This is a genomic window from Streptomyces sp. GDS52 (assembly GCF_052246875.1).
GTDB lineage: Bacteria > Actinomycetota > Actinomycetes > Streptomycetales > Streptomycetaceae > Streptomyces > Streptomyces cathayae.
The window spans coordinates 1881863-1903671 of record NZ_CM125966.1 but is presented as its reverse complement, the minus strand read 5'-3'; the positions used below and the strand labels follow the sequence as shown (position 1 = coordinate 1903671).

The window sequence follows — 21809 nt, the reverse complement described above, 5'->3', positions numbered from 1 at the left end:
ACCGTGCGCTCTCCGGTCCCCGCTCTCACCCCTTCGGCCGGCTCCAGCCCCGCCCCCGGCACCCGCAGAACGAGGTGGACCATGCACGCGTCCCGCACCCCCCGTACGTCCCCCGCCCCGCTCGGGGAGCGCGGCTGATGCCCGGCCTGGGCGACGCCACCCGCGGGCGCATCCTCTACGGCGGCGACTACAACCCGGAGCAGTGGCCCGAGGAGACCTGGCCCGAGGACGTCCGCCTGATGCGGCAGGCCGGCGTCAACTCCGTGACACTCGGCGTCTTCTCCTGGTCGAGGATCGAACCCCAGCCAGGCGCACGGGACTTCGGCTGGCTGGACCGGCTGATGGACCTCATGCACGCGTCCGGCATCGGCGTCGTCCTCGCCACCCCGACCGCCTCGCCGCCGCCCTGGATGGGACACCTCCATCCGGACACCCTGCCCCGCGACGAGGACGGCCGGACCGAGGAGTGGGGCGGCAGACAGCACTTCTCGCACTCCAGCGCCACCTACCGCCGGCACGCCGCCGCCCTCACCGAGGACCTGGCCGCCCGCTACGCCGGCCACCCCGCCCTGACCATGTGGCACATCAACAACGAGTACTGCACCTACGACTGGGGCGACCAGGCCGCCGCCCGCTTCCGCGACTGGCTCCACGACCGGTACGGCACCCTCGAAGGCCTCAACACCGCCTGGGGCACCGCGTTCTGGAGCCAGGGCTACGGCGACTGGGCCGAGGTCCTGCCACCCCGCCGCCCGCACTACCTGAAGAACCCCACCCAGCTGCTGGACTTCAGACGGTTCACCTCCGACATGCTCCTGGAGTGCTACACCGCCGAACGCGACATCGTCCGCCGGCACACCCCGCACCTCCCGGTCACCACCAACTTCATGCCGCTGTGGGCGGGGCAGGACGCCTGGCGCTGGGCCGAGGAGGAGGACGTCGTCTCCGTCGACCTCTACCCCGACCCGCGCGACCCCTCCGGAGCGCAGGAGGGCGCCCTGGTCCAGGACATGACGCGCTCCCAGGCGCGCGGCCCCTGGATACTCATGGAGCAGGCGGCCGGACCGGTCAACTGGCGCAGGGTGAACCACCCCAAGCCCCGCGGCCTCAACCGGCTGTGGTCCCTGCAGGCCGTGGCGCGCGGCGCGGACGCCGTCTGCTACTTCCAGTGGCGCCAGTCCCGGCAGGGCGCGGAGAAGTTCCACTCCGCGATGGTGAGCCACGCGGGCGAGCAGGGCCGCACGTACCAGGAGGTCGCACGGCTCGGCGCGGACCTGGCACGGATCGCCCCGCACGTGGCCGGCCGGCACCGCGCCGCCGAGGTCGCCGTGCTGCACGACTGGCACTCCTGGTGGGCGGGCGACCAGGAGGCCCGGCCCTCCCACGAGGTCGACCACCCCGGCGTGCTCCGCGCCTGGCACCGGGCCCTGTGGCAGGCCCACCTCACCACCGACTTCGCCCACCCCGAACACGACCTGTCCGCCCACCCGCTGGTCGTCGTGCCCCAGCTCTACCTCCTCACCGACGCGGCCGTGGAGAACCTGCTGGCGTACGTACGCGGAGGCGGCACCCTCGTCTGCGGCTTCCTGACGGGCATCGCCGACGAGGACGACCGGGTGCGGCCCGGCGGCATGGACGCCCGGCTGCGGGAACTCCTCGGCATCCGCACCCTGCACGAGTGGTGGCCGCTGGAGGCGGGGGAGACCGTCGAGTGCGAGGGCTTCCGCGGCACCCTGTGGTCCGAGGAACTGGAGGCCGACGGCACCGCCGACGAGACGACGCCCTACAAGGGCGGGGAACTCGACGGACTGCCCGCCGTGCTGCGCAAGGGCCGCGCCTGGTACGTCTCCACGCTCCCCGAGCCCGGGGCGCTGCGCGAGCTGCTGGCCCGGATCGCCGCGGGCGCGGGGGTGCGGCCGGTGCTCGACGGGCTCCCGGACCAGGTCGAGGCGGTACGCCGGGGGGAGCTGCTGTTCCTGCTCAACCACGGCCGCGAACCGGTCGTCGTCGACGTGCCGGGCAGCCACCGCGACGTGCTGACGGAGACGACCGTGACAGACCAGCTCACCCTCGGCCGCCACGGAGTGGCGGTGCTGAAGCCATGAGCACCACACCCGTCCACGGAACCTGGGAACCACGGCCCGCCACCCGCTGGGAGGACGGCTTCCTGAGCGGGAACGGCCGCCACGGCGCCCTCGTGTTCGGTGACCCGGACGACGAACGGGTCGTCGTCACCCATCACACCCTGGTCCGCCCGGACGGCGACGGGGACGAACACCGGCTGCCGCCCCGGCTGGCCGAAGAACTCCCCGCCCTCCAGGACCGGTTGCTCTCCGGCGACCTGACCGCCGCCGAGGACTTCACCGACGGCCGCCCGCTCCGGTGGGTACGGCCCTTCCACCCGGCCTTCCAGGTGCGCCTGCGCCGCCCGGGCGACGACCCGGGTGGTCGGGGTGACGGACGGGGCGGCCGGGGCGATGGACGGGGCGGCCGGGGCGAGGGTCCGGCCCGGTACCGCCGCACGGTCGACTTCACCACCGGCGTCACGGGCACGACCCGCGCCGGCCGGACCGGCCGCGTCTTCGTCTCCCGCGCCGACGACGTCGTCGTCCAGCACGTCACGGAGCCGGGCCCCGTCCTCGGCATCACCCTGGACCACCGCCTCCCCGGTGCCCCCACCGCACTGGGCGTCGGCCACGGCGCCGTCCTCACCCCCGAGGGCGCCCTGCTGAGCCTGCGCGCCCGGTACCCGGACGGCGACCTCGCGTACACCGGCGTCACCCTGGCCGTCGTCACCGGCGGCACGACCACACCGGCCCCGTGGGGGGTGCGCGTCGAGGGCGCGCGGTCCGTCCTGCTGCTCACCCGGGTGCGGCGGCACACCGGGGAGGCGGACGTGGTCGCGGAGGGCCGCGCCCTGCGCGCTCTGCTCGGCGAGGGACCGGACCCGTACGACGACCTCCTGGCCCGCCATCTGCCCCCGCACCGCACCGCCTACGACCGTGTCGCCCTGGACCTCGCCGCCGACCCGGCCGAACGCTCCCTGCCGGGCTCCGAGTTGCTGGGCCGACCGCACAGCGCCGCGCTGCTCGAACGTCTCTTCGCGGCCGGCCGCTACCATCTGCTGTCCTCCGGAGGCCTGTTCCCGCCCCGCCTCACCGGACTGTGGACCGGCACATGGGACACCGCCTGGTCCGGAGCCTTCACCAACGACGCCAACCTCAACCTCCAGACCGCCTCCGCCGCTGCCGCCGCCCTCCCCGAGGTCACCGAGGCGCTGGCCGCACTGGTCCACCGCCAGCTGCCCGACTGGCGGGACAACGCCCGCGCGGTCTTCGGCACGCGGGGCGTGGTCGCGCCCGCGCACAGCGACGGCGAGTCCGGGCACTCCTACCACTTCAGCCGCGAGTACCCCCTGCACCTGTGGACGGCCGGCGCCGACTGGCTCCTCAAGCCCCTCGTCGACCACGACGAGACCCACGGCGAGCGCGATCCGCGCACCGCGACGGCGCTCGCCGAAGTCGCCCTGTTCTACGAGGACTTCCTCACCCGCACCGACGACGAGGGCCGACTGGTCGTGGTCCCCTCCTACTCGCCCGAGAACCGTCCGGCGAACGCGAGCTGGGGCGCGCTCGACGCGGCCATGGACCTCTCCGCGGCCCGGCACGCCCTGCTGACCGCCGCCGCGTACCACCCCGAGCACGCACACCGCTGGCGGGCGCTCGCCGACCGGATCCCGCCGCACCGCGTCAACGCCGACGGGGCGCTCGCCGAATGGGCCCGGCCGGAGCTGGCGGACTCCTACGACCACCGCCACCTCAGCCACCTCTACGGCGTCTGGCCGCTGGACGAGATCACCCCCTACGACACCCCGGACCTGGCCGCCGCCGCCCACCGCGCCCTGGAACTGCGCGGACCCGAGAACGACTCCGCGCACGGCCATCTGCACCACGCCCTGATCGCCGCCCGCCTCCGCGACGCCGACCGGGTCGAGAGCGCCCTCGACCGCGTCCTCGGCGGTGACTTCTTCCACTACTCGCTGATGAGCGCGCACTACCCGCACCGCCACGTCTACAACGCCGACGCCGCCCACACCCTCCCCGCCGTGCTGATCGAGGCGCTGGTGCAGTCCACCCCCGGCCGGCTGGTCCTGCTGCCCGCACCGCCACCGGCGTATCCGCGCGGCTCGCTGCGCGGGGTGCGGACCCGGTTCGGCGCCGCACTCGACCTCACCTGGGCCCCGGACGGCGCCACCGCCGTGCTGCGTCCCACCCGCACCGTCCGCATCGAACTCCGGACTTCCGACGGCGCCGAGCCCCTCGACCTCGTCGCCCACGAAGACCGCGTCCTCACCCTGAAGGCGCGGTGACCCCAGCGATTCCCCCCACCCATGGAAGGACCCCGATGGCACCAAGCATCCCGAGCAGGATCGGCACGGTCCTGGCAGCGCCCGCCCTCGCCCTCGGCCTCACCGTCGGCCTGGCCTCCGCCCCCGCCCACGCCGCGATCTGGAGCTCCTGCGACCAGTGGGGCAACACCACCCTGAACGGCTACATCCTGTACAACAACATCTGGGGCTCCGGCGCCGGCAGCCAGTGCGTCTGGGCCAACTCCGGTACCAACTGGGGCACGTGGGCGAACCACCCGGGCACCGGCGGCATCAAGTCGTACCCGAACGCCAAGAAGGTGGTCAACAAGCCCATCGACTCGCTCCGTTCGCTGACCAGCAGCTACAACGTCACCGTCCCGTCCGCGGGTGCGTACAACACGTCGTACGACATCTGGGACACGGACCACGACTACGAGATCATGCTCTGGGTCAACCGGTACGGTCCCGTCGGCCCGCTCGGCAGTGCGCAGGGCACGGTCAGCCTCGGCGGCCACACCTGGAACGTCTACAAGGGCGACAACGGCGCCAACCAGGTCTTCTCGTTCCTGCGCACGTCCAACTCCACCTCCGGGACCGTCGACATCCTGCCGATCCTCGACTGGATCAAGGACACCAAGGGCTGGATGGGCAACGAGACCATCGGCGACGTGCAGTTCGGCTACGAGATCACGTCGTCGCCCGGTGGCCTGGACTTCCGCACCGACAACCTGACGGTCAGCAGCAGCTGACTGCTGCCTCCGCCGTGTGGGCAGCCGGCTGCCCACACGGCGGAGGAGCGGGACGGGGCGGGAGGAGCTACGCGCGGGCGGGCGCCGGGCCCGAACTCGCCCGTACCGTCAGCTCGGGCGCGATCAGGACGACCTCCTCGTCACCCCGCCCGTCGAGCTTGGCGACCAGGTGCTCCACGGCGTACCGGCCCATCTCCTGCGCGGGGATGACGACCGAGGTCAGCCGCACCGAGGCCTGGACGGCGACCTGTTCGGGGCAGATCGCGACCACCGAGACGTCCTCCGGCACGGCCCGGCCCTGCTGCCGCAGCAGGGCGAGCAGCGGTTCGACCGCCGACTCGTTCTGCACGACGAACGCCGTGGTGCCCGGACGCTCGTCGAGGATCCGGGCGAGGGTCACGGCCATCGCGGCGTACCCGCCCTCGCACGGCCGGTGCAGCAGCCGCACCCCCGAGTCCCGCGCCTGCGAGCGCAGCCCGTCGAGGGTGCGCTCGGCGAAGCCGGTGTGCCGTTCGTAGACCGCGGGGGCCTCGCCGATGACGGCGACGTCGCGGTGCCCCAGCGCCGCCAGGTGTTCCACGCAGAGCGCGCCGGTGGCCCGGAAGTCGAGGTCCACACAGGTCAGGCCGGTGGTGTCGGCGGGCAGCCCGATCAGCACCGACGGCCGCCCGTCCCCCCGCAACAACGGCAGCCGCTCGTCCTCGAGCTCGACGTCCATCAGGATCATCCCGTCGGCGAGTCCGCTGCCGACGACGCGGCGCACCGCGTCGGGGCCCTCCTCGCCGGTGAGCAGCAGCACGTCGTACCCGTGGGTGCGGGCCGTGGTGGCCACCGCGATGGCGATCTCCATCATCACCGGCACGTACATGTCCGTCCGCAGCGGGATCATCAGCGCGATGACGTTGGACCTGCTGCTGGCCAGGGCGCGGGCCCCGGCGTTCGGGTGGTACCCGAGCCGACGGATGCTCTCCTCGACCCGCCGGCGGGTGGTCGCGGAGATGGACCGCTTGCCGCTGAGGACATAACTCACCGTGCTCGCCGAGACTCCGGCGTGCTGGGCGACCTCGGCGAGGGTGACCATCCAGCTCTCCAATTGTTGTGAAGCGCTTCGACAGTGCGCCGTACGTACAGGGGGCAATGGGGGTGGTCCGACAGTAATGCCAGCAGGAGCGGGTGTCCATACGCTGTCGAAGCGCTTCGACGGACTTCTCTCCCGACGCCCCGAGGGCGGGGTACGAGCCGTCCCCGACCCCGTCAGGTTCCCACGAGCCCTCCGGTACGGCGCCGAGGGGCCCCGGCCCGCTCTCAGCGGCGGATGACGCCCAGCGCGAGAGCGGCGGCGACCGCGGCCGTACGGGAGTCCACGTCGAGTTTCGCGTAGACGTGGGCCAGGTGCGACTTCACGGTGGCCTGGGTGAGGTTCAGCCGCGCGCCGATGGCCTGGTTGGACAGTCCCTCGGCGACCAGGGAGAGCACTTCCGTCTCGCGCCGGGTCAGTGCGGCGTGCGGTGTGCGCAGCCGGTTCATCAGCCGGTCGGCGACCGTCGGCGCGAGCGTGGTGCGTCCGGCGGCGGCGGTGCGGACGGCGGCGGCCAGTTCCTCGGGTGGGGCGTCCTTGAGCAGGTATCCGGTGGCGCCGGCCTCGATGGCCGGGAGGGTGTCGGCGTCGGTGTCGTAAGTGGTGACGATCAGCACGCGGGGCGCCCCGGGACGGGCCGTGATGGCGGCGGTGGCCTGTGTCCCGTTCATTCCGGCGCCGAACTGCAGGTCCATCAGGACGACGTCGGCCCCGCCGGCCGCCGCGAGGGTCACGGCCTCCTCGGCGGTGGCGGCGGCCCCGACGATGCTGAAGCCGGGCTCGGTCTCCAGAACGGCGCGCAGGCCCGCGCGGACCACCGGGTGGTCGTCGGCGATGAGGATGCGGATGGGGGTGGGGCTGGGGGCGGGGATGTCGTTCACCGGTCACACCTCGCTTCCGTCCCGGGACCGGGACTCGCTCTCGGTCCGGACCTCGTTCGCGTCCCGGTGTCCGTTCCGGTGTTCGTCCCGGACCGGGTGTTCGTTCCCGGCCTCGGTGGCCCGGAGGGGGAAGCGGGCGGACAGCGCGGTGCCCCGGCCCGGTGACGACTCGATGGCGAGGGCACCGTCGAGGGCGCGGGTGCGGGCCCGCATTCCGGCGATGCCGAAACCGCCCGCGGCCGGGTCCGGGGCCCCCGGGCGCTCGGGATCGAACCCGGTGCCGTCGTCCACCACGTCGAGTGCCACGGCGTCGTCCAGGTAGGAGAGCGTGACCGTGCCGCTCCGGGCCCCGGAGTGCCGGACGGTGTTGGACAGCGCGGACTGCGCGATGCGCAGCAGGGCCACCTCCACGGCGGTGGGCAGCGTCAGCGGAGTACCGGTACGGCGGAAGCGGACCGTGACGGGGTGCTGGGCGCTGGTGGTCGCGCACAGCCGCTCCAGGGCACCCGCCACCGTGGTGCCCTCCAGCGCGGGCGGGCTGAGGGCGGCCACGAACCGGCGGGCCTCGGCGAGGTTGTCGACGGCCGCCTGCCGGGCCTGCACGACGTGCGCGCCGGCCGCCTCGGGCCGCTTCGGCAGCGCGCGTTCGGCGGCGCGCAGCAGGAGCTGGATGCTGGACAGGCCCTGGGCCAGGGTGTCGTGGATCTCCCGGGCCAGCCGCTCACGCTCGGCCAGGACACCGGCGGTGTGCTGGGCGGTGGCCAGATCGGCGCGGGTGGCGGTGAGCTCCTCGATCAGCCGGCGACGCTGTTCGCTCTCCCGGTACAGCGCCTGGTACCCCCACACCACGGCGACCGCGACGGCCGCCCCCAGCGCGGGCCCGACCGCCCCGGCGGGGGAGAAGGCCTGCTCATGGACGGCGAACGCGGTGATCGCGGCGACGGCGGTGGCGGCGACCGCGCCCAGCCCGCCGCGCCGGGACAGCAGGTGCAGCTGGAGGAAGTACAGCGGGAACGCCAGCCACACCGCGTCCGGGGTCAGCGCCAGCAACAGCAGCCAGACCGCGCCCAGCCCCGCGAGCCACCACCCGGCGGCCCGGCGGGAGACGGACATGAGCGGCGTCAGCGGGCCGACCGCGTAGATCCCCGCCACGGCGGCGCACACCGTCACCACGGCCCCCGCCCGCGGATCGTGCGTGACGAGCGCCCGCGCGGCGGTCAGGGCGAGGAGCCCGGCCACGAGCAGATGCAGGCACCGGGCGAGAGGCCGAGTGGTGGGAGTGAGGACGTTCATCACCCACCACCCTACGAAGAACTCCGCTCACCGGGCATCGATCAAAAGGTGGAGCCGCGCCCCGACCCTTCGATTCGCAAAGTCCGGCCCTGTGTGTGATGCCCGGCCCGGGGCCGTGCCACGAGGGTGGGACGTGTCGCTTCCACCGATCGAAAGGGCAGGCCGGGGCATGTTCGTCGCCTGGAGGGATCTCGCGTTCGCCAAGGGGCGGTTCGCACTGATGGGAACCGTGGTCGTGCTGATCACCCTGCTGGTCGGGCTGCTCTCCGGCCTGACCGCGGGGCTCGCGCGGCAGAACGTCTCGGCCGTGACCGGCCTGCCGGCCGACCGGATCGCCTTCGCCGCCCCCGCCGACGGCCAGGACCTCTCGTACGCCGAATCCACCGTCACCGAGGAACAGTGGCGGACCTGGGAGGCGGCGCCCGGTGTGACCCGCGCCCAGCCGCTGGGCATCACCACCACCCGGGCGAGCGCGGGGGAACGGACCACCGGGGTCTCGGTGCTCGGTGTGCCGGCGGGCTCACCGCTCGCACCCGCGAGTGACCGGATCGACGACCGCGCGGTGGTGCTGTCCGACGCCGCCGCCGCCGAACTGGGGGCCGGGCCGGGCGACACCGTCACCCTCGCCGGCCGGCGGCTGACCGTCGCCGCGGTGAGCGGGGACGCCTCCTTCAGCCACACCCCGGTGGTGTGGACCACGCTCGGCACCTGGAACGCCGTCACCCCGTCCGCCGGTACCGCCGCGGACACCGGCGCCGCCGACGGCCGTACCGCGACCGTCATCGCCCTGAACACCGGCCCGGACGCGGACATCGCGTCCATCGACCGGGCCGCCGGCACCCTGACCGTCGAGAAGGACGACTCCCTGTCCGCGATCGGCTCCTACACCTCCGAGAACGGCTCCCTGCAGCTGATGCGCGGTTTCCTGTTCGCGATCTCCGCACTGGTGATCGGCGCCTTCTTCACCGTGTGGACCATCCAGCGCAGCGGTGACGTCGCCGTCCTCAAGGCGCTGGGCGCCCCCACCCGCAATCTGCTGACGGACGCCCTCGGCCAGGCCCTGGTCCTGCTGACCGGCGGAACCCTCCTCGGTACCGCTCTCGCCGCCGCGACCGGCGCCGCCCTCTCCGGCTCGGCCGTCCCCTTCGAACTGGCCCCCGGGACCGTCCTCGTCCCCGCCGCCGTGATGATCGTCCTCGGCACTCTCGGGGCCGCCCTCTCCATCCGCCGCATCACCTCCGTCGACCCGCTGACCGCCCTGGGGAGCGCCCGATGAGCCTCGAACTGACCGGCATCACCCTCACCTACCCCGACGGCGACTCCCGGCTGACCGCTCTCGACCACGTCGGCCTCGACGTGCCCAGGGGCAGCCTCACCGCCGTCGTCGGCCCGTCCGGCTCGGGCAAGTCCAGCCTGCTCGCCGTCGCCGCCACCCTCGTCGCACCCGACTCCGGGACCGTCACCGTCGACGGCACCCCCACCACCGGGATGAGCCGGGGCGACCTCACCGACCTGCGCCGCCGCAGCATCGGCATCGTCTTCCAGCAGCCGAACCTGCTGCCCTCCCTCACCGCCGCCGAACAGCTCCAGGTCATGGCGCACATCGACGGCCGAAAGCCGCGCGGCGCCCGTGACCGGGCCATGGAACTGCTCGACGCCGTCGGGCTCGCCGGCCAGGCCGGTCGCCGCCCGCACCAGCTCTCCGGCGGCCAGCGCCAGCGGGTGAACATCGCCCGCGCCCTGATGAACGACCCCACCGTGCTCCTGGTCGACGAACCCACCAGCGCCCTCGACCACGAACGCGGCGCAGCCGTCATGGAGCTCATCACCCGGCTCACCCACCAACGGGCGACCGCCACCGTCCTGGTCACCCACGACCGAGCCCTGCTCGCCGCCGCCGACCGGATCGCCGAGGTCCACGACGGACGCCTCACGCCGGCGGGTCAGCCGAATGGACGCACAAAGGGTGGTGGGGCGGCTGCGCATCGGGTACATACGAACGAGTAGCACCAGTCAGTAACGTAAAACGACCCGCAGGCCCCCAAGGTCATGCACATCGGCCCCGCGGGCCGTCGTCCACGCATCCCGATTCGCGGCGAGGTGAGCCTCATGACCGCAACACCCGAATCACGCAGGACACACCGGACACCCCAGCCACCCCGCTCCGGGGCCCGGCCCACCGTCACCGAACGTGAGGCCCGCCAGGTCGCGGAGGCCGCCCGGGAACAGGACTGGCGCAGGCCCAGCTTCGCCAAGGAACTGTTCCTGGGCCGCTTCCGGCTCGACCTCGTCCACCCCCACCCCCTTCCGGCCACCGAGGACGCCGAGCGCGGCGAGGAGTTCCTCGCCAAACTCCGCGACTTCTGCGAGACGAAGATCGACGGAGCCCGGATCGAACGCGAGGCGCGGATCCCCGACGAGGTGGTCACCGGGCTCAAGGAGCTCGGCGCCCTCGGCATGAAGATCGACACCAAGTACGGCGGCCTCGGCCTGACGCAGGTCTACTACAACAAGGCCCTCGCCCTGGTCGGCTCCGCCAGCCCCGCGATCGGCGCGCTGCTCTCCGCCCACCAGTCGATCGGCGTCCCGCAGCCGCTGAAGATCTTCGGCACCCAGGAGCAGAAGGACACGTTCCTGCCGCGCTGCGCCCGCACCGACATCTCGGCCTTCCTGCTCACCGAGCCCGACGTCGGCTCGGACCCGGCACGGCTCGCCACCACCGCCGTCCCGGACGGCGAGGGCGGCTACGTCCTCGACGGCGTGAAGCTGTGGACGACCAACGGCGTGGTCGCCGACCTCCTCGTCGTCATGGCCCGCGTGCCCCAGGGCGAGGGCCACCGGGGCGGCATCACCGCGTTCGTGGTGGAGGCCGCCTCCGAGGGCATCACGGTCGAGCACCGCAACGCCTTCATGGGCCTGCGCGGCCTGGAGAACGGCGTCACCCGCTTCCACCGGGTCCGCGTCCCGGCCGGCCACCGCATCGGTGAGGAGGGCCAGGGCCTGAAGATCGCGCTCACCACGCTCAACACCGGACGGCTGTCCCTGCCCGCGATGTGCGTCGGCGCCGGAAAATGGTGCCTGAAGATCGCCCGCGAGTGGTCGGCGGCCCGGGAGCAGTGGGGCAAGCCGGTGGCGCTGCACGAGGCGGTCGGCTCGAAGATCTCGTTCATCGCGGCGACCACCTTCGCCCTGGAGGCCGTGGTCGACCTGTCCTCCCAGATGGCCGACGAGAACCGCAACGACATCCGCATCGAGGCGGCGCTGGCCAAGCTGTACGGCTCGGAGATGGCCTGTCTGATGGCCGACGAACTGGTCCAGATCCGCGGCGGACGCGGCTACGAGACCGCCGACTCCCTGAGGGCGCGCGGCGAGCGGGCGGTACCCGCCGAGCAGATGCTGCGCGACCTGCGCATCAACCGCATCTTCGAGGGCTCCACCGAGATCATGCACCTGCTGATCGCGCGGGAGGCCGTCGACGCCCATCTGTCGGTCGCCGGCGATCTCATCGACCCCGAGAAAACCCTGGGCGACAAGGCGAAGGCGGGCGCGAACGCGGGCGTCTTCTACGCGAAGTGGCTGCCCAGGCTGGTCGCGGGCCCGGGACAGCTCCCCGGAACCTACGGAGAGTTCAAGCACGAGGTCGACCTCTCCCCGCACCTGCGCTACGTCGAGCGCACGGCCCGCAGGCTCGCCCGGTCCACCTTCTACGCCATGTCCCGCTGGCAGGGCCGGATGGAGACCAAGCAGGGCTTCCTGGGCCGGGTCGTCGACATCGGCGCCGAACTGTTCGCGATGAGCGCCGCCTGCGTCCGGGCCGAACTGCTGCGCCGCCGCGACGACCACGGCCGGGAGGCCTACCAGCTCGCCGACGCCTTCTGCCGCCAGTCCCGCGTCCGCGTCGACGAACTCTTCGGCCGGCTGTGGACCAACACCGACGACATCGACCGCAAGGTCGTCAAGGGCGTGCTCTCCGGCACCTACGAGTGGCTGGAGCAGGGCGTCCTCGACCCTTCGGACGACGGTCCCTGGATCGCGGACACCACGTCCGGCCCCAGCACACGGAGCAACGAGCACCGGCCGATCCGCTGAGGCGGGCCGGGGCGGGGGCGTCGGACAGGACGCGCGAGCTGCCGGGGCGGGGCCCCGGCAGCGTCCGCGACCGGACACAATAGGCCCCATGACCGACGCTCCAGCTCCGCTCGCCGACCCACACCTGGTGTACGACCCCGTGGCGGGGGACGGCCCCAAGGACGTGGTGGTCCTCGGCTCCACCGGGTCGATCGGCACCCAGGCCATCGACCTCGTGCTGCGCAACCCCGACCGTTTCCGGGTCACCGGCCTGTCCGCCCACGGCGGCCGCGTCTCCCTCCTCGCCGAGCAGGCCCACCGGCTGCGGGTGCGCACGGTCGCCGTCGCACGCGAGGACGTCGTGGGCACGCTGCGCGAGGCGCTGGCGGCGCGGTACGGGCCGGGGGAACCGCTGCCCGAGATCCTCGCCGGAGCGGACGCGGCCGCGCAGCTCGCCGCCTCCGACTGCCACACCGTCCTCAACGGCATCACCGGCTCCATCGGACTGGCCCCCACGCTCGCCGCCCTCGAGGCCGGCCGCACCCTCGCGCTCGCCAACAAGGAGTCGCTGATCGTCGGCGGCCCGCTGGTCAAGGGGCTGGCCGAGCCGGGGCAGATCATCCCGGTCGACTCCGAGCACGCCGCGCTGTTCCAGGCCCTGGCCGCCGGAACCCGCGCGGACGTCCGCAAGCTCGTCGTCACCGCCTCCGGCGGCCCCTTCCGCGGCCGCACCAGGGACGAACTGGCGAACGTCACCGTCGAGGACGCCCTGGCCCACCCCACCTGGGCCATGGGCCCGGTGATCACGATCAACTCCGCCACCCTCGTGAACAAGGGCCTCGAAGTCATCGAGGCGCACCTGCTGTACGACATTCCCTTCGATCGCATTGAGGTCGTCGTCCACCCGCAGTCGTATGTCCACTCGATGGTTGAGTTCACGGACGGATCGACACTGGCCCAGGCGACGCCCCCCGACATGCGCGGGCCCATCGCCATCGGCCTCGGCTGGCCCGAAAGGGTCCCCGACGCCGCCCCGGTCTTCGACTGGAGCAAGGCGTCCACCTGGGAGTTCTTCCCCCTGGACAACGAGGCGTTCCCCTCGGTGAACCTGGCCCGGCACGTGGGCGGGCTCGCGGGCACCGCCCCGGCGGTGTTCAATGCGGCGAACGAGGAGTGCGTGGAGGCGTTCCGCGCCGGCGCGCTGCCGTTCAACGGGATCATCGACACCGTCACCCGAGTGGTGGAGGAGCACGGCACCCCGCGGACGGGAACCTCTCTGAGAGTGTCCGACGTCCTCGAAGCGGAGACCTGGGCGCGAGCGAGGACCCGGGAACTGACATCCCTCACGGCGAGCGCGGAGGCGCGTGCATGACGACCCTGATGTTCATCCTCGGCATAGTCGTCTTCGCGGTCGGCCTGCTGCTCTCGATCGCCTGGCACGAGCTGGGCCACCTCTCCACCGCCAAGCTCTTCGGCATCCGGGTGCCCCAGTACATGGTCGGCTTCGGCCCGACCCTCTGGTCCCGGAACAAGGGCGAGACCGAGTACGGCGTCAAGGCGATCCCGTTCGGCGGCTACATCCGCATGATCGGCATGTTCCCGCCCGGTGCCGACGGACGGCTGGAGGCCCGCTCCACCTCGCCGTGGCGCGGCATGATAGAGGACGCCCGCTCCGCCGCCTTCGAGGAACTGCAGCCCGGCGACGAGAAACGCCTGTTCTACACACGTAAACCGTGGAAACGGGTCATCGTGATGTTCGCGGGCCCGTTCATGAACCTGATCCTCGCGGCGGTGCTGTTCCTCACCGTGCTGATGGGCTTCGGCATCCAGCAGCAGACCACGACGGTCAGCTCGGTCTCCTCCTGCGTCATCTCGCAGAGCGAGAACCGCGACGAGTGCAAGAAGTCCGACCCCCGGTCCCCGGCCGAGGCCGCCGGCCTGAAGGCCGGTGACAAGATCGTCTCCTTCGCCGGCGTCCGCACCGACGACTGGGGCGTCCTCTCCGACCTCATCCGGGACAGCGCCGGCCGGAGCGTGCCGATCGTCGTCGACCGCGACGGCCGGGAGGTCGCCCTCCAGGCGGAGATCGCCACCAACCTGGTCGCCAAGAAGGACTCCGACGGGGTCTACGTCGAGGGTGAGTACGTCAAGGCCGGCTTCCTCGGCTTCAGCGCGGCCACCGGCGTCGTCAAACAGGACTTCGGGGAGTCCGTGGTCTGGATGACCGACCGGGTCGGCGACGCCGTCGACTCCCTCGCCGCCCTGCCGTCCAAGGTCCCCGCCCTGTGGGACGCGGCCTTCGGCGACGGTCCGCGTGAGCCGGACTCCCCGATGGGCGTCGTCGGGGCGGCCCGGGTCGGCGGTGAGATCGCCACCCTCGAGATCCCCGCCTCACAGCAGATGGCCATGTTCGTGATGCTGCTCGGGGGCTTCAACCTCTCCCTGTTCCTGTTCAACATGCTCCCGCTGCTCCCGCTCGACGGCGGGCACATCGCGGGCGCCCTGTGGGAGTCGCTGCGCCGCAACCTCGCCAGGGTGCTGCGCCGCCCCGACCCGGGCCCGTTCGACGTGGCGAAACTGATGCCGGTGGCCTACGTGGTGGCCGGGATCTTCGTCTGCTTCACGCTCCTCGTCCTCGTCGCGGACGTGGTGAACCCGGTACGGATCTCCTAGACGGACCGGCCGGACCGGTACGGACCCCCGCCCCGCCACCGGGTGCGAATCCGCCGGACACCCGCCGTTCACGATGGCCCGGAACCCTTTAGTTCCGGGCCATCGCCCTTTGAGTGGGTTTACGGACGGGATGTGCTCGGGCCAACGCTCGTGCCGTAATCTCGGACCGCGGAGCCCGCTGCTCACCGGGAGCCGGACCTTGATCCACGACTTGGGGTTGCACAGCAGATGACTGCGATTTCTCTCGGCATGCCGTCCGTTCCGATCACCCTGGCCCCGCGCCGTAAGAGCCGGAGGATCCAGGTCGGGTCGGTGGCGGTGGGCGGGGACGCGCCGGTGTCGGTGCAGTCGATGACCACCACCCGTACCTCCGACATCGGTGCGACGCTGCAGCAGATCGCCGAGCTGACCGCCTCGGGCTGTCAGATCGTGCGGGTGGCCTGTCCCACCCAGGACGACGCGGACGCGCTGGCGGTCATCGCGGGCAAGTCGCAGATCCCGGTGATCGCGGACATCCACTTCCAGCCGAAGTACGTGTTCGCCGCGATCGAGGCGGGCTGCGCGGCGGTGCGGGTCAACCCGGGCAACATCAAGCAGTTCGACGACAAGGTCAAGGAGATCGCGCGGGCGGCGGGCGAGCGCGGCACGCCGATCCGGATCGGGGTCAACGCCGGGTCGCTGGACCGGCGGCTGCTGCGGAAGTACGGGAAGGCCACCCCGGAGGCGCTGGTGGAGTCGGCGCTGTGGGAGGCGTCGCTGTTCGAGGAGCACGGTTTCCGGGACATCAAGATCTCGGTCAAGCACAACGACCCGGTGGTGATGGTGGAGGCCTACCGGCAGCTGGCGGCGCGGTGCGACTACCCGCTGCATCTGGGGGTGACCGAGGCGGGTCCGGCGTTCCAGGGCACGATCAAGTCGGCGGTGGCCTTCGGGGCGCTGTTGTCGGAGGGGATCGGGGACACCATCCGGGTGTCGCTGTCGGCGCCGCCGGCCGAGGAGGTCAAGGTGGGGCTGCAGATCCTGGAGTCGCTGAACCTGCGGCAGCGGGGTCTGGAGATCGTCTCGTGTCCGTCGTGCGGGCGGGCGCAGGTGGATGTGTACAAGCTGGCGGACGAGGTGACCGCCGGGCTGGAGGGCATGGACGTGCCGCTGCGGGTGGCGGTGATGGGCTGTGTGGTCAACGGTCCGGGGGAGGCGCGGGAGGCGGATCTGGGGGTGGCCTCGGGCAACGGCAAGGGGCAGATCTTCGTCAAGGGCGAGGTGATCAAGACGGTGCCGGAGTCGAAGATCGTGGAGACGCTGATCGAGGAGGCCCTGAAGATCGCCGAGCAGATGGAGAAGGACGGCATCGCCTCCGGCGAACCCCAGATCTCGGTCGCCGGCTGACCCGGCCGGTCAGCCCGTTCCCGCCCGGGGCGACCCCGGGCGGGAAACGTTTCCCCACCGTGGGGCGGCAGCACACAAATTCGGCAGGTACAGTGCGGAAACCAGTAGACCCAAATGTGTGAGGCCCCCCGCGCGTGTTGACGCAGACCACCTCCCGGGTCCTCGAACCGAGTGACCTGGACGCCGCCCTCGCCGTCCTCGACCGCGAGCCGGTGGCGAACGCCTTCGTGACATCCCGGGTGCAGGTCGCGGGCCTGGACCCATGGCGGCTCGGCGGCGAGATGTGGGGCTGGTACGAGGGCGGCATGCTCACCTCCCTCTGCTACGCCGGCGCCAACCTGGTCCCCATCTGCGCCACCCCCCGCGCCGTCCGCGCCTTCGCCGACCGGGCCCGCCGGGCCGGCCGGCGCTGCTCCTCGGTCGTCGGTCCCGCGGCACCCACCGCCGACCTATGGCGGCTGCTCGAACCCCAGTGGGGCCCCGCCAGGGAGGTCCGCGCCCACCAGCCCCTCATGGTCACCGACCGGCTGTCCGACACCATCGCCCCGGACCCCTCCGTCCGCCGCGTCCGCAAGGACGAGATGGAGAAGATCATGCCGGCCTGCGTGGCGATGTTCACCGAGGAGGTCGGGATCTCCCCCCTGGCGGGCGACGGCGGGCTGCTCTACCAGGCCAGGGTCGCCGAACTCGTCGGCGCCGGACGCGCCTTCGCCCGCTTCGACGCCGAGGGCAAGGTCGTCTTCAAGGCCGAGATCGGCGCCGCCACCGACCGGACCTGCCAGATCCAGGGCGTCTGGGTGGCCCCCGAGCACCGCGGCAGGGGCCTGGCCGCCCCGGGCATGGCGGCCGTGCTCCGCTACGCCCTCGCCGACATCGCCCCCGTGGCCAGCCTCTACGTCAACGACTTCAACGCCCCCGCGCGCCGGACCTACCGGAAGGTGGGTTTCCAGGAGGTCGGCGCGTTCATGAGCGTCCTGTTCTGAACCGGGCCGCCCAGAGCCCCACGCCCTGCGCCCCGGCCCCGAAGTGCGTTCCGCCGAGCAGTCCCGGCCCGTGCCGACGCCCTGTAGTCTCCCCGGCATGCTGCGCTTTCCCGGTCACGGGCACCCCCGTCCCGACGACATCGTGATCGGCCCCCTCGACCTCACCGCCCACGTCGACGAGGCACTGGCGGTCCAGGCGGCGGCGTTCGGTCTCGGCCCCGACGAGGTGGCCGTACGCCGGCAGATCGTGCTGCGCCACATGACCCTGCACGGAGCCAGAGCCCTGGGCGCCACCCGCGCCGGCCGTCTCGTCGGCTTCGTCTACGGCATGCCCAACGACCGAGCCCACTGGTGGTCCACCGTCGTCGAGCCCTACCTGCGCGCCCAGGACCGGGACCACTGGCTCGACGACTCCTTCGTCATCACCGAACTGCACGTCCACCCGCGCCACCAGAAGCACGGCATCGGCCGCGCCCTGATCACCACGATCACCGACGGGGCCGACGAACCCCGCTCGATCCTCTCCGCCATCGACATCGAGAGCCCCGCCCGCGGCCTGTACCGCTCGCTGGGATACGAGGACCTCGCCCGCCGGGTCCACTTCCCCAGCGCCCCCAAGCCGTACGCCGTCATGGGAGCACCCCTGCCCCTCCGGCGCCCGTAGGGCCTGTCCGGCGGATCATGCCGCAGACGCGGGGGCCGGCACGCCCTCCCTCAAGCTCTTCGAGCAGGGGGGACCCCCAGCCGCGTTGTCGTCGGTTGCCGACTCCCCCGAGCTCTCGACGAGCTCGAGCAGGGGGGACCCCCGTCGCGTCGACGCCCTCCTCCGCCTTGCAGCTGCACGCTCCCCCACTCTCGACTTCTCCCCCACTCTCGACTTCGCTCGAGCGGGAGGGACCCCCATGAGCGGGAGGGACCCCCATGAGCGGGAGGGACCCCCATCGCCCCCGCTCACCCGCGCTGACCAGGCGCCGTCGATTTCCTGCGACCTGCTCCGCCGGACAGGCCCTAACCGATTTCCACCGCCCCGTCCCGCCCGGCTAACCTCCTGTCTCATCACCCTCTCCCACTCTCGACCGCGCTCGAGCGGGGGGACCCCCAGCAGCAGGAGTACGAGAACCATGGCGAACGCACCGGTCCAGCGCATGTCCCAGTTGATGGCGAAGACGCTGCGCGACGACCCGGCGGACGCCGAGGTCCTCAGCCACAAGCTCCTCGTCCGGGCCGGCTATGTGCGCCGCACCGCCGCCGGCATCTGGAGCTGGCTGCCGCTCGGCAAGAAGGTCCTCGCCAACGTCGAACGCGTCGTCCGCGAGGAGATGGACGCGATCGGCGCCCAGGAGGTGCTGCTCCCCGCCATCCTGCCGCGTGAACCCTACGAGGCGACCGGCCGCTGGGAGGAGTACGGCCCCGAGCTGTTCCGCCTCCAGGACCGCAAGGGCGCCGACTACCTCCTCGGCCCCACCCACGAGGAGATCTTCACCCTCCTGGTGAAGGACCAGGCGTCCTCATACAAGGACCTGCCGGTCATCCTCTACCAGATCCAGAACAAGTACCGCGACGAGGCGCGCCCCCGCGCGGGCATCCTGCGCGGCCGCGAGTTCCTGATGAAGGACTCCTACTCCTTCGACCTCGACGACGAGGGGCTGTCCCGGTCGTACGCCCTGCACCGCCAGGCGTACCAGCGGATCTTCGAGCGCCTCGGCCTCGACTACCGCATCTGCGCCGCCACCGCCGGTGCGATGGGCGGCTCCAAGTCCGAGGAGTTCCTCGCCCCCGCCGAGGCGGGCGAGGACGTCTTCGCGGACTGCCCGAACTGCGACTTCGCCGCCAACACCGAGGCGGTCTCCTACGAGGTGCGGCCCGTCGACGGCTCCGCGGTCCCGGCCGCCGAGGACATCCCGACGCCCGACACCCCCACCATCGAGACCCTCGCCGCCTCGCTCGGCGTCCCCGCCTCGGCCACGCTGAAGAACCTGCTGGTCAAGGTCGGCGACGAGATCGTCGCCGTGGGCGTTCCCGGGGACCGCGAGGTCGACATGGGCAAGCTCGAGGCGCACTTCGCCCCGGCCCCCGTCGAACTCGTGACCGCCGAGGACTTCGTCGGCCGCCCCGACCTGGTCCGCGGCTACGTCGGCCCGCAGGGCCTGGAGAAGGTCCGCTACATCGCCGACCCGCGGGTGGCACCGGGCACCGCCTGGATCACCGGCGCCAACAAGGCCGACACCCACGCCAAGAACGTGGTCGCCGGGCGCGACTTCGAGGTCGACGCGTACGTGGACGTCGTGGTGGTCGACGAGGGCGACCCCTGCCCGAAGTGCGGCACCGGCCTGAGGCTCGACCGCGCCATCGAGATCGGCCACATCTTCCAGCTGGGCCGCAAGTACGCCGACGCCCTCAAGCTCGACGTCCTCGGACAGAACGGCAAGCCGGTCCGCGTCACCATGGGCTCCTACGGCATCGGCGTCTCCCGCGCGGTGGCGGCCCTCGCCGAGCAGACCGCCGACGAGAAGGGCCTGTGCTGGTCCGAGGAGGTCGCCCCGGCCGACGTCCACGTGGTCGCCGCCGGCAAGGCGCTGCAGACCGAACTCGCCCTCGAGGTCTCCCAGAAGCTCGCCGCCGCCGGGGTCCGCGTCCTGGTCGACGACCGCGCGGGTGTCTCCCCGGGCGTGAAGTTCACCGACTCCGAGCTGATCGGCGTCCCGCAGATCCTGGTCGCCGGCCGCCGCTCCGCCGAGGGCGTCGTCGAGCTGAAGGACCGCCGTACCGGCGAACGCGAGGAACTCACCGTCGACGAGGCCATCGCCCGCCTCACCGCCTGACCCGTCCGGCGGCCCCGCGCGGAACCACCACCGCGCGGGGCGGCGGGTCCGGGGCGCCGGACATGCGGTCAGAGCCAGGTCGCGAACTCCAGGAGGAGTTCGGCGTCCTGGCCGCGGCCCACACGGCGGGCGCGGACGCCGGACTCCACCGCGCGGAACAGCGTCCAGCCGCGCAGACGTTCCTGATCGACCTCCAGGGACTCCGCGAGCCGCTTCACCCGGCGGCGGGTCGTCGCCGCGCCGGAGGTCTGGGCGACGAGGTCCTCCACCCGGTCGCGGACCAGCCGGGCCAGGTCGAAGGCGCACTCCCCGACCAGCGGGTCCGGACCCACCGCCAGCCACGGCATCCGCTCACCGGCGAGCACCTTGCTCTGCCGGAACGTGCCGTGCAGCAGCCGGTGCTCGGGCGGTCCGGCCAGCAGCTCCTCGCGTACCGCCAGCGCCGCCGACACCAGCGGTCCCACCTCCGGGTCGCCCGCGGCGGACGCCCGCATGGCCTCGGCCTGCCGGCCGGTCCGCTCCGCCACCGTCTCGAAGGGACGGGCGGCATCGCCGGAGGGCGGCTCGACCCACAGCCGCCGCAGTGTCCCGGCCGCCTCCAGCAGCGCCTTCGCCTCCGGCAGCGACCGCACCGAGACATCCGGATGCAGCCGCTCCAGCAGCAGCGCGCCGTCGGCGGGCGGGGAAGGCTCCAGCAACCGGACCGCGCCCAGACCGTTCCAGTGGGCCAGCGCGGCCCACTCACTCTCCGGCCGGGCCCTGGCCGGAGCCAGCTTCAGCACCGCGGGGCCGCCGTCGGACGTCCGCACCAGCAGCACCAGACTGCTGCGGCCCCCGGGCACCTGCAGCCGTTCCACGGTCAGCTCGCGCACCGCGACGGCCTCGCGTACCGCCTCGGGCAGCCCCTCCAGCCACCGGGCACCGTCGGGAGCCGTCTCACCGAGCGCCCTCACCAGGCGCTGCGGCGGTTCGAAGACCATGCGCGAGTAGTTCCCTTCGTGCTGTGAGCGATGCCTGCCGCCGCTTTCGGCCCGCAGCCCCGTCACGCCGCCGGCGTCGGGGCCCCGGAGGCCGGGTGGGCCCGCTCGGCGAGCCCAGGGAAGGCTACGCTCTCCCCGCTCCAGCGCACCGCCCGCACCGCGGCCTCCCGCAGCGCCTCGGCCGCCGCCCGGCGCCGCTCACCGCGGCTCGCGCGCACCAGGTCCGAGTACACCCCGGCCACCCGGTTCTCCAGCTCCGCCGCGAGCCGTACCGCCGCGGCCGCGTCCGGTACCGGGAACGGCAGCGCGTAGCCCGCGGCGGCCGCGACCGGCTCGCCGCCCGTGTCCTTCACCTCGCGCATCAGCGCGTCCCGGCGTGCGCGGTGCGCGTCGTACGCCGCGCGCGCGTCCGTACGGAGCTCCTTCGCGATCCGCCCGCCGACGGCCCCGTAGCCGTACACCGCCGCGTGCTCCGCCGCCAGGGCCGCCTGGAGCGCCCGCAGTTCCCGGTCCTTCGCCTCGCTCAT

The 21809-nt window shown here is 72.7% G+C and carries 17 protein-coding genes; 12 read left to right on the top strand and 5 right to left on the bottom strand.

The annotated features are described in order from the left end of the window. Positions 1–137: 137 nt before the first annotated feature. The 3 genes from ACTWJ9_RS08495 to ACTWJ9_RS08485 are packed head-to-tail and all read left to right on the top strand — an operon-like array spanning position 138 to position 5118. Positions 138–2105: a beta-galactosidase gene (locus ACTWJ9_RS08495; protein WP_443295527.1), complete on the top strand. Its 1968-nt coding sequence runs from the start codon at positions 138–140 to the stop codon at positions 2103–2105. After that, positions 2102–4369 carry a glycosyl hydrolase family 95 catalytic domain-containing protein gene (locus tag ACTWJ9_RS08490; RefSeq protein WP_443295526.1) on the top strand — a complete coding sequence of 756 codons (2268 nt, stop codon included), beginning with the start codon at positions 2102–2104 and terminating at the stop codon, positions 4367–4369. The genes ACTWJ9_RS08495 and ACTWJ9_RS08490 overlap by 4 nt, the downstream gene beginning before the upstream one ends. Positions 4370–4404: 35 nt before the next feature. Then, positions 4405–5118 carry a glycoside hydrolase family 12 protein gene (locus ACTWJ9_RS08485; protein ID WP_443295525.1) on the top strand — a complete coding sequence of 238 codons (714 nt, stop codon included), beginning with the start codon at positions 4405–4407 and terminating at the stop codon, positions 5116–5118. Between the two features lie 67 nt (positions 5119–5185). Here ACTWJ9_RS08485 and ACTWJ9_RS08480 read toward each other — a convergent pair whose 3' ends face one another. The 3 genes from ACTWJ9_RS08480 to ACTWJ9_RS08470 all read right to left on the bottom strand — a co-directional run bounded on the left by ACTWJ9_RS08480 (position 5186) and on the right by ACTWJ9_RS08470 (position 8370). Next, positions 5186–6199, bottom strand: coding sequence for a LacI family DNA-binding transcriptional regulator (locus ACTWJ9_RS08480; RefSeq protein WP_443295524.1), 1014 nt, complete (start codon positions 6197–6199; stop codon positions 5186–5188). Between the two features lie 224 nt (positions 6200–6423). Continuing rightward, positions 6424–7068, bottom strand: coding sequence for a response regulator (locus ACTWJ9_RS08475; RefSeq protein ID WP_443295869.1), 645 nt, complete (start codon positions 7066–7068; stop codon positions 6424–6426). A gap of 12 nt (positions 7069–7080) precedes the next feature. After that, the gene (locus ACTWJ9_RS08470) at positions 7081–8370 is read right to left on the bottom strand and encodes a sensor histidine kinase (protein ID WP_443295523.1); all 1290 of its coding nucleotides are present in this window, start codon (positions 8368–8370) and stop codon (positions 7081–7083) included. 169 nt (positions 8371–8539) lie between these two features. Here ACTWJ9_RS08470 and ACTWJ9_RS08465 point away from each other — a divergent pair, with 169 nt between their 5' ends. The 9 genes from ACTWJ9_RS08465 to ACTWJ9_RS08425 all read left to right on the top strand — a co-directional run bounded on the left by ACTWJ9_RS08465 (position 8540) and on the right by ACTWJ9_RS08425 (position 20302). Next, positions 8540–9646, top strand: coding sequence for an ABC transporter permease (locus ACTWJ9_RS08465; protein ID WP_387038999.1), 1107 nt, complete (start codon positions 8540–8542; stop codon positions 9644–9646). After that, positions 9643–10377: an ABC transporter ATP-binding protein gene (locus tag ACTWJ9_RS08460; protein WP_279333534.1), complete on the top strand. Its 735-nt coding sequence runs from the start codon at positions 9643–9645 to the stop codon at positions 10375–10377. The genes ACTWJ9_RS08465 and ACTWJ9_RS08460 overlap by 4 nt, the downstream gene beginning before the upstream one ends. 102 nt (positions 10378–10479) lie before the next feature. Next, positions 10480–12459: an acyl-CoA dehydrogenase family protein gene (locus ACTWJ9_RS08455; protein ID WP_279333533.1), complete on the top strand. Its 1980-nt coding sequence runs from the start codon at positions 10480–10482 to the stop codon at positions 12457–12459. Between the two features lie 88 nt (positions 12460–12547). After that, positions 12548–13810, top strand: coding sequence for a 1-deoxy-D-xylulose-5-phosphate reductoisomerase (dxr, locus tag ACTWJ9_RS08450; protein WP_279333532.1), 1263 nt, complete (start codon positions 12548–12550; stop codon positions 13808–13810). 8 nt (positions 13811–13818) lie between these two features. Next, positions 13819–15111: a M50 family metallopeptidase gene (locus tag ACTWJ9_RS08445; protein ID WP_279337906.1), complete on the top strand. Its 1293-nt coding sequence runs from the start codon at positions 13819–13821 to the stop codon at positions 15109–15111. Between the two features lie 228 nt (positions 15112–15339). Beyond that, positions 15340–16497, top strand: coding sequence for a flavodoxin-dependent (E)-4-hydroxy-3-methylbut-2-enyl-diphosphate synthase (ispG, locus tag ACTWJ9_RS08440; RefSeq protein WP_279333531.1), 1158 nt, complete (start codon positions 15340–15342; stop codon positions 16495–16497). Positions 16498–16631: 134 nt separating this feature from the next. Then, entirely contained in the window at positions 16632–17480 is an 849-nt protein-coding gene (locus ACTWJ9_RS08435) for a GNAT family N-acetyltransferase (RefSeq protein WP_279333530.1), read from the top strand. Between the two features lie 97 nt (positions 17481–17577). Beyond that, positions 17578–18144: a GNAT family N-acetyltransferase gene (locus tag ACTWJ9_RS08430; protein WP_279333529.1), complete on the top strand. Its 567-nt coding sequence runs from the start codon at positions 17578–17580 to the stop codon at positions 18142–18144. Positions 18145–18601: 457 nt separating this feature from the next. Continuing rightward, positions 18602–20302 (top strand): proline--tRNA ligase, encoded by a 1701-nt coding sequence (locus ACTWJ9_RS08425; protein ID WP_279333528.1) that lies wholly within the window; start codon positions 18602–18604, stop codon positions 20300–20302. 68 nt (positions 20303–20370) lie between these two features. On the opposite strand, the gene ACTWJ9_RS08420 is transcribed toward ACTWJ9_RS08425, so the two are convergent. Together ACTWJ9_RS08420 and ACTWJ9_RS08415 are read right to left on the bottom strand one after the other, a co-directional pair. Beyond that, positions 20371–21282: an aminoglycoside phosphotransferase family protein gene (locus ACTWJ9_RS08420; RefSeq protein ID WP_443295522.1), complete on the bottom strand. Its 912-nt coding sequence runs from the start codon at positions 21280–21282 to the stop codon at positions 20371–20373. A gap of 62 nt (positions 21283–21344) precedes the next feature. After that, the gene (locus ACTWJ9_RS08415) at positions 21345–21809 is read right to left on the bottom strand and encodes a ferritin-like domain-containing protein (RefSeq protein ID WP_279333526.1); all 465 of its coding nucleotides are present in this window, start codon (positions 21807–21809) and stop codon (positions 21345–21347) included.

Bases quoted from the DNA above. Each gene is read 5' to 3' on its own strand.
- ACTWJ9_RS08430 (WP_279333529.1), top strand. From the start codon at position 17,578: ATGCTGCGCTTTCCCGGTCACGGGCACCCCCGTCCCGACGACATCGTG.
- ACTWJ9_RS08415 (WP_279333526.1), bottom strand. From the start codon at position 21,809: ATGAGCGAGGCGAAGGACCGGGAACTGCGGGCGCTCCAGGCGGCCCTG.
- ACTWJ9_RS08445 (WP_279337906.1), top strand. From the start codon at position 13,819: ATGTTCATCCTCGGCATAGTCGTCTTCGCGGTCGGCCTGCTGCTCTCG.
- ACTWJ9_RS08465 (WP_387038999.1), top strand. From the start codon at position 8,540: ATGTTCGTCGCCTGGAGGGATCTCGCGTTCGCCAAGGGGCGGTTCGCA.
- ACTWJ9_RS08460 (WP_279333534.1), top strand. From the start codon at position 9,643: ATGAGCCTCGAACTGACCGGCATCACCCTCACCTACCCCGACGGCGAC.
- ACTWJ9_RS08490 (WP_443295526.1), top strand. From the start codon at position 2,102: ATGAGCACCACACCCGTCCACGGAACCTGGGAACCACGGCCCGCCACC.
- ACTWJ9_RS08485 (WP_443295525.1), top strand. From the start codon at position 4,405: ATGGCACCAAGCATCCCGAGCAGGATCGGCACGGTCCTGGCAGCGCCC.
- ACTWJ9_RS08455 (WP_279333533.1), top strand. From the start codon at position 10,480: ATGACCGCAACACCCGAATCACGCAGGACACACCGGACACCCCAGCCA.
- ACTWJ9_RS08420 (WP_443295522.1), bottom strand. From the start codon at position 21,282: ATGGTCTTCGAACCGCCGCAGCGCCTGGTGAGGGCGCTCGGTGAGACG.
- ispG (WP_279333531.1), top strand. From the start codon at position 15,340: ATGACTGCGATTTCTCTCGGCATGCCGTCCGTTCCGATCACCCTGGCC.
- ACTWJ9_RS08470 (WP_443295523.1), bottom strand. From the start codon at position 8,370: ATGAACGTCCTCACTCCCACCACTCGGCCTCTCGCCCGGTGCCTGCAT.
- ACTWJ9_RS08495 (WP_443295527.1), top strand. From the start codon at position 138: ATGCCCGGCCTGGGCGACGCCACCCGCGGGCGCATCCTCTACGGCGGC.
- ACTWJ9_RS08480 (WP_443295524.1), bottom strand. From the start codon at position 6,199: ATGGTCACCCTCGCCGAGGTCGCCCAGCACGCCGGAGTCTCGGCGAGC.
- dxr (WP_279333532.1), top strand. From the start codon at position 12,548: ATGACCGACGCTCCAGCTCCGCTCGCCGACCCACACCTGGTGTACGAC.
- ACTWJ9_RS08425 (WP_279333528.1), top strand. From the start codon at position 18,602: ATGGCGAACGCACCGGTCCAGCGCATGTCCCAGTTGATGGCGAAGACG.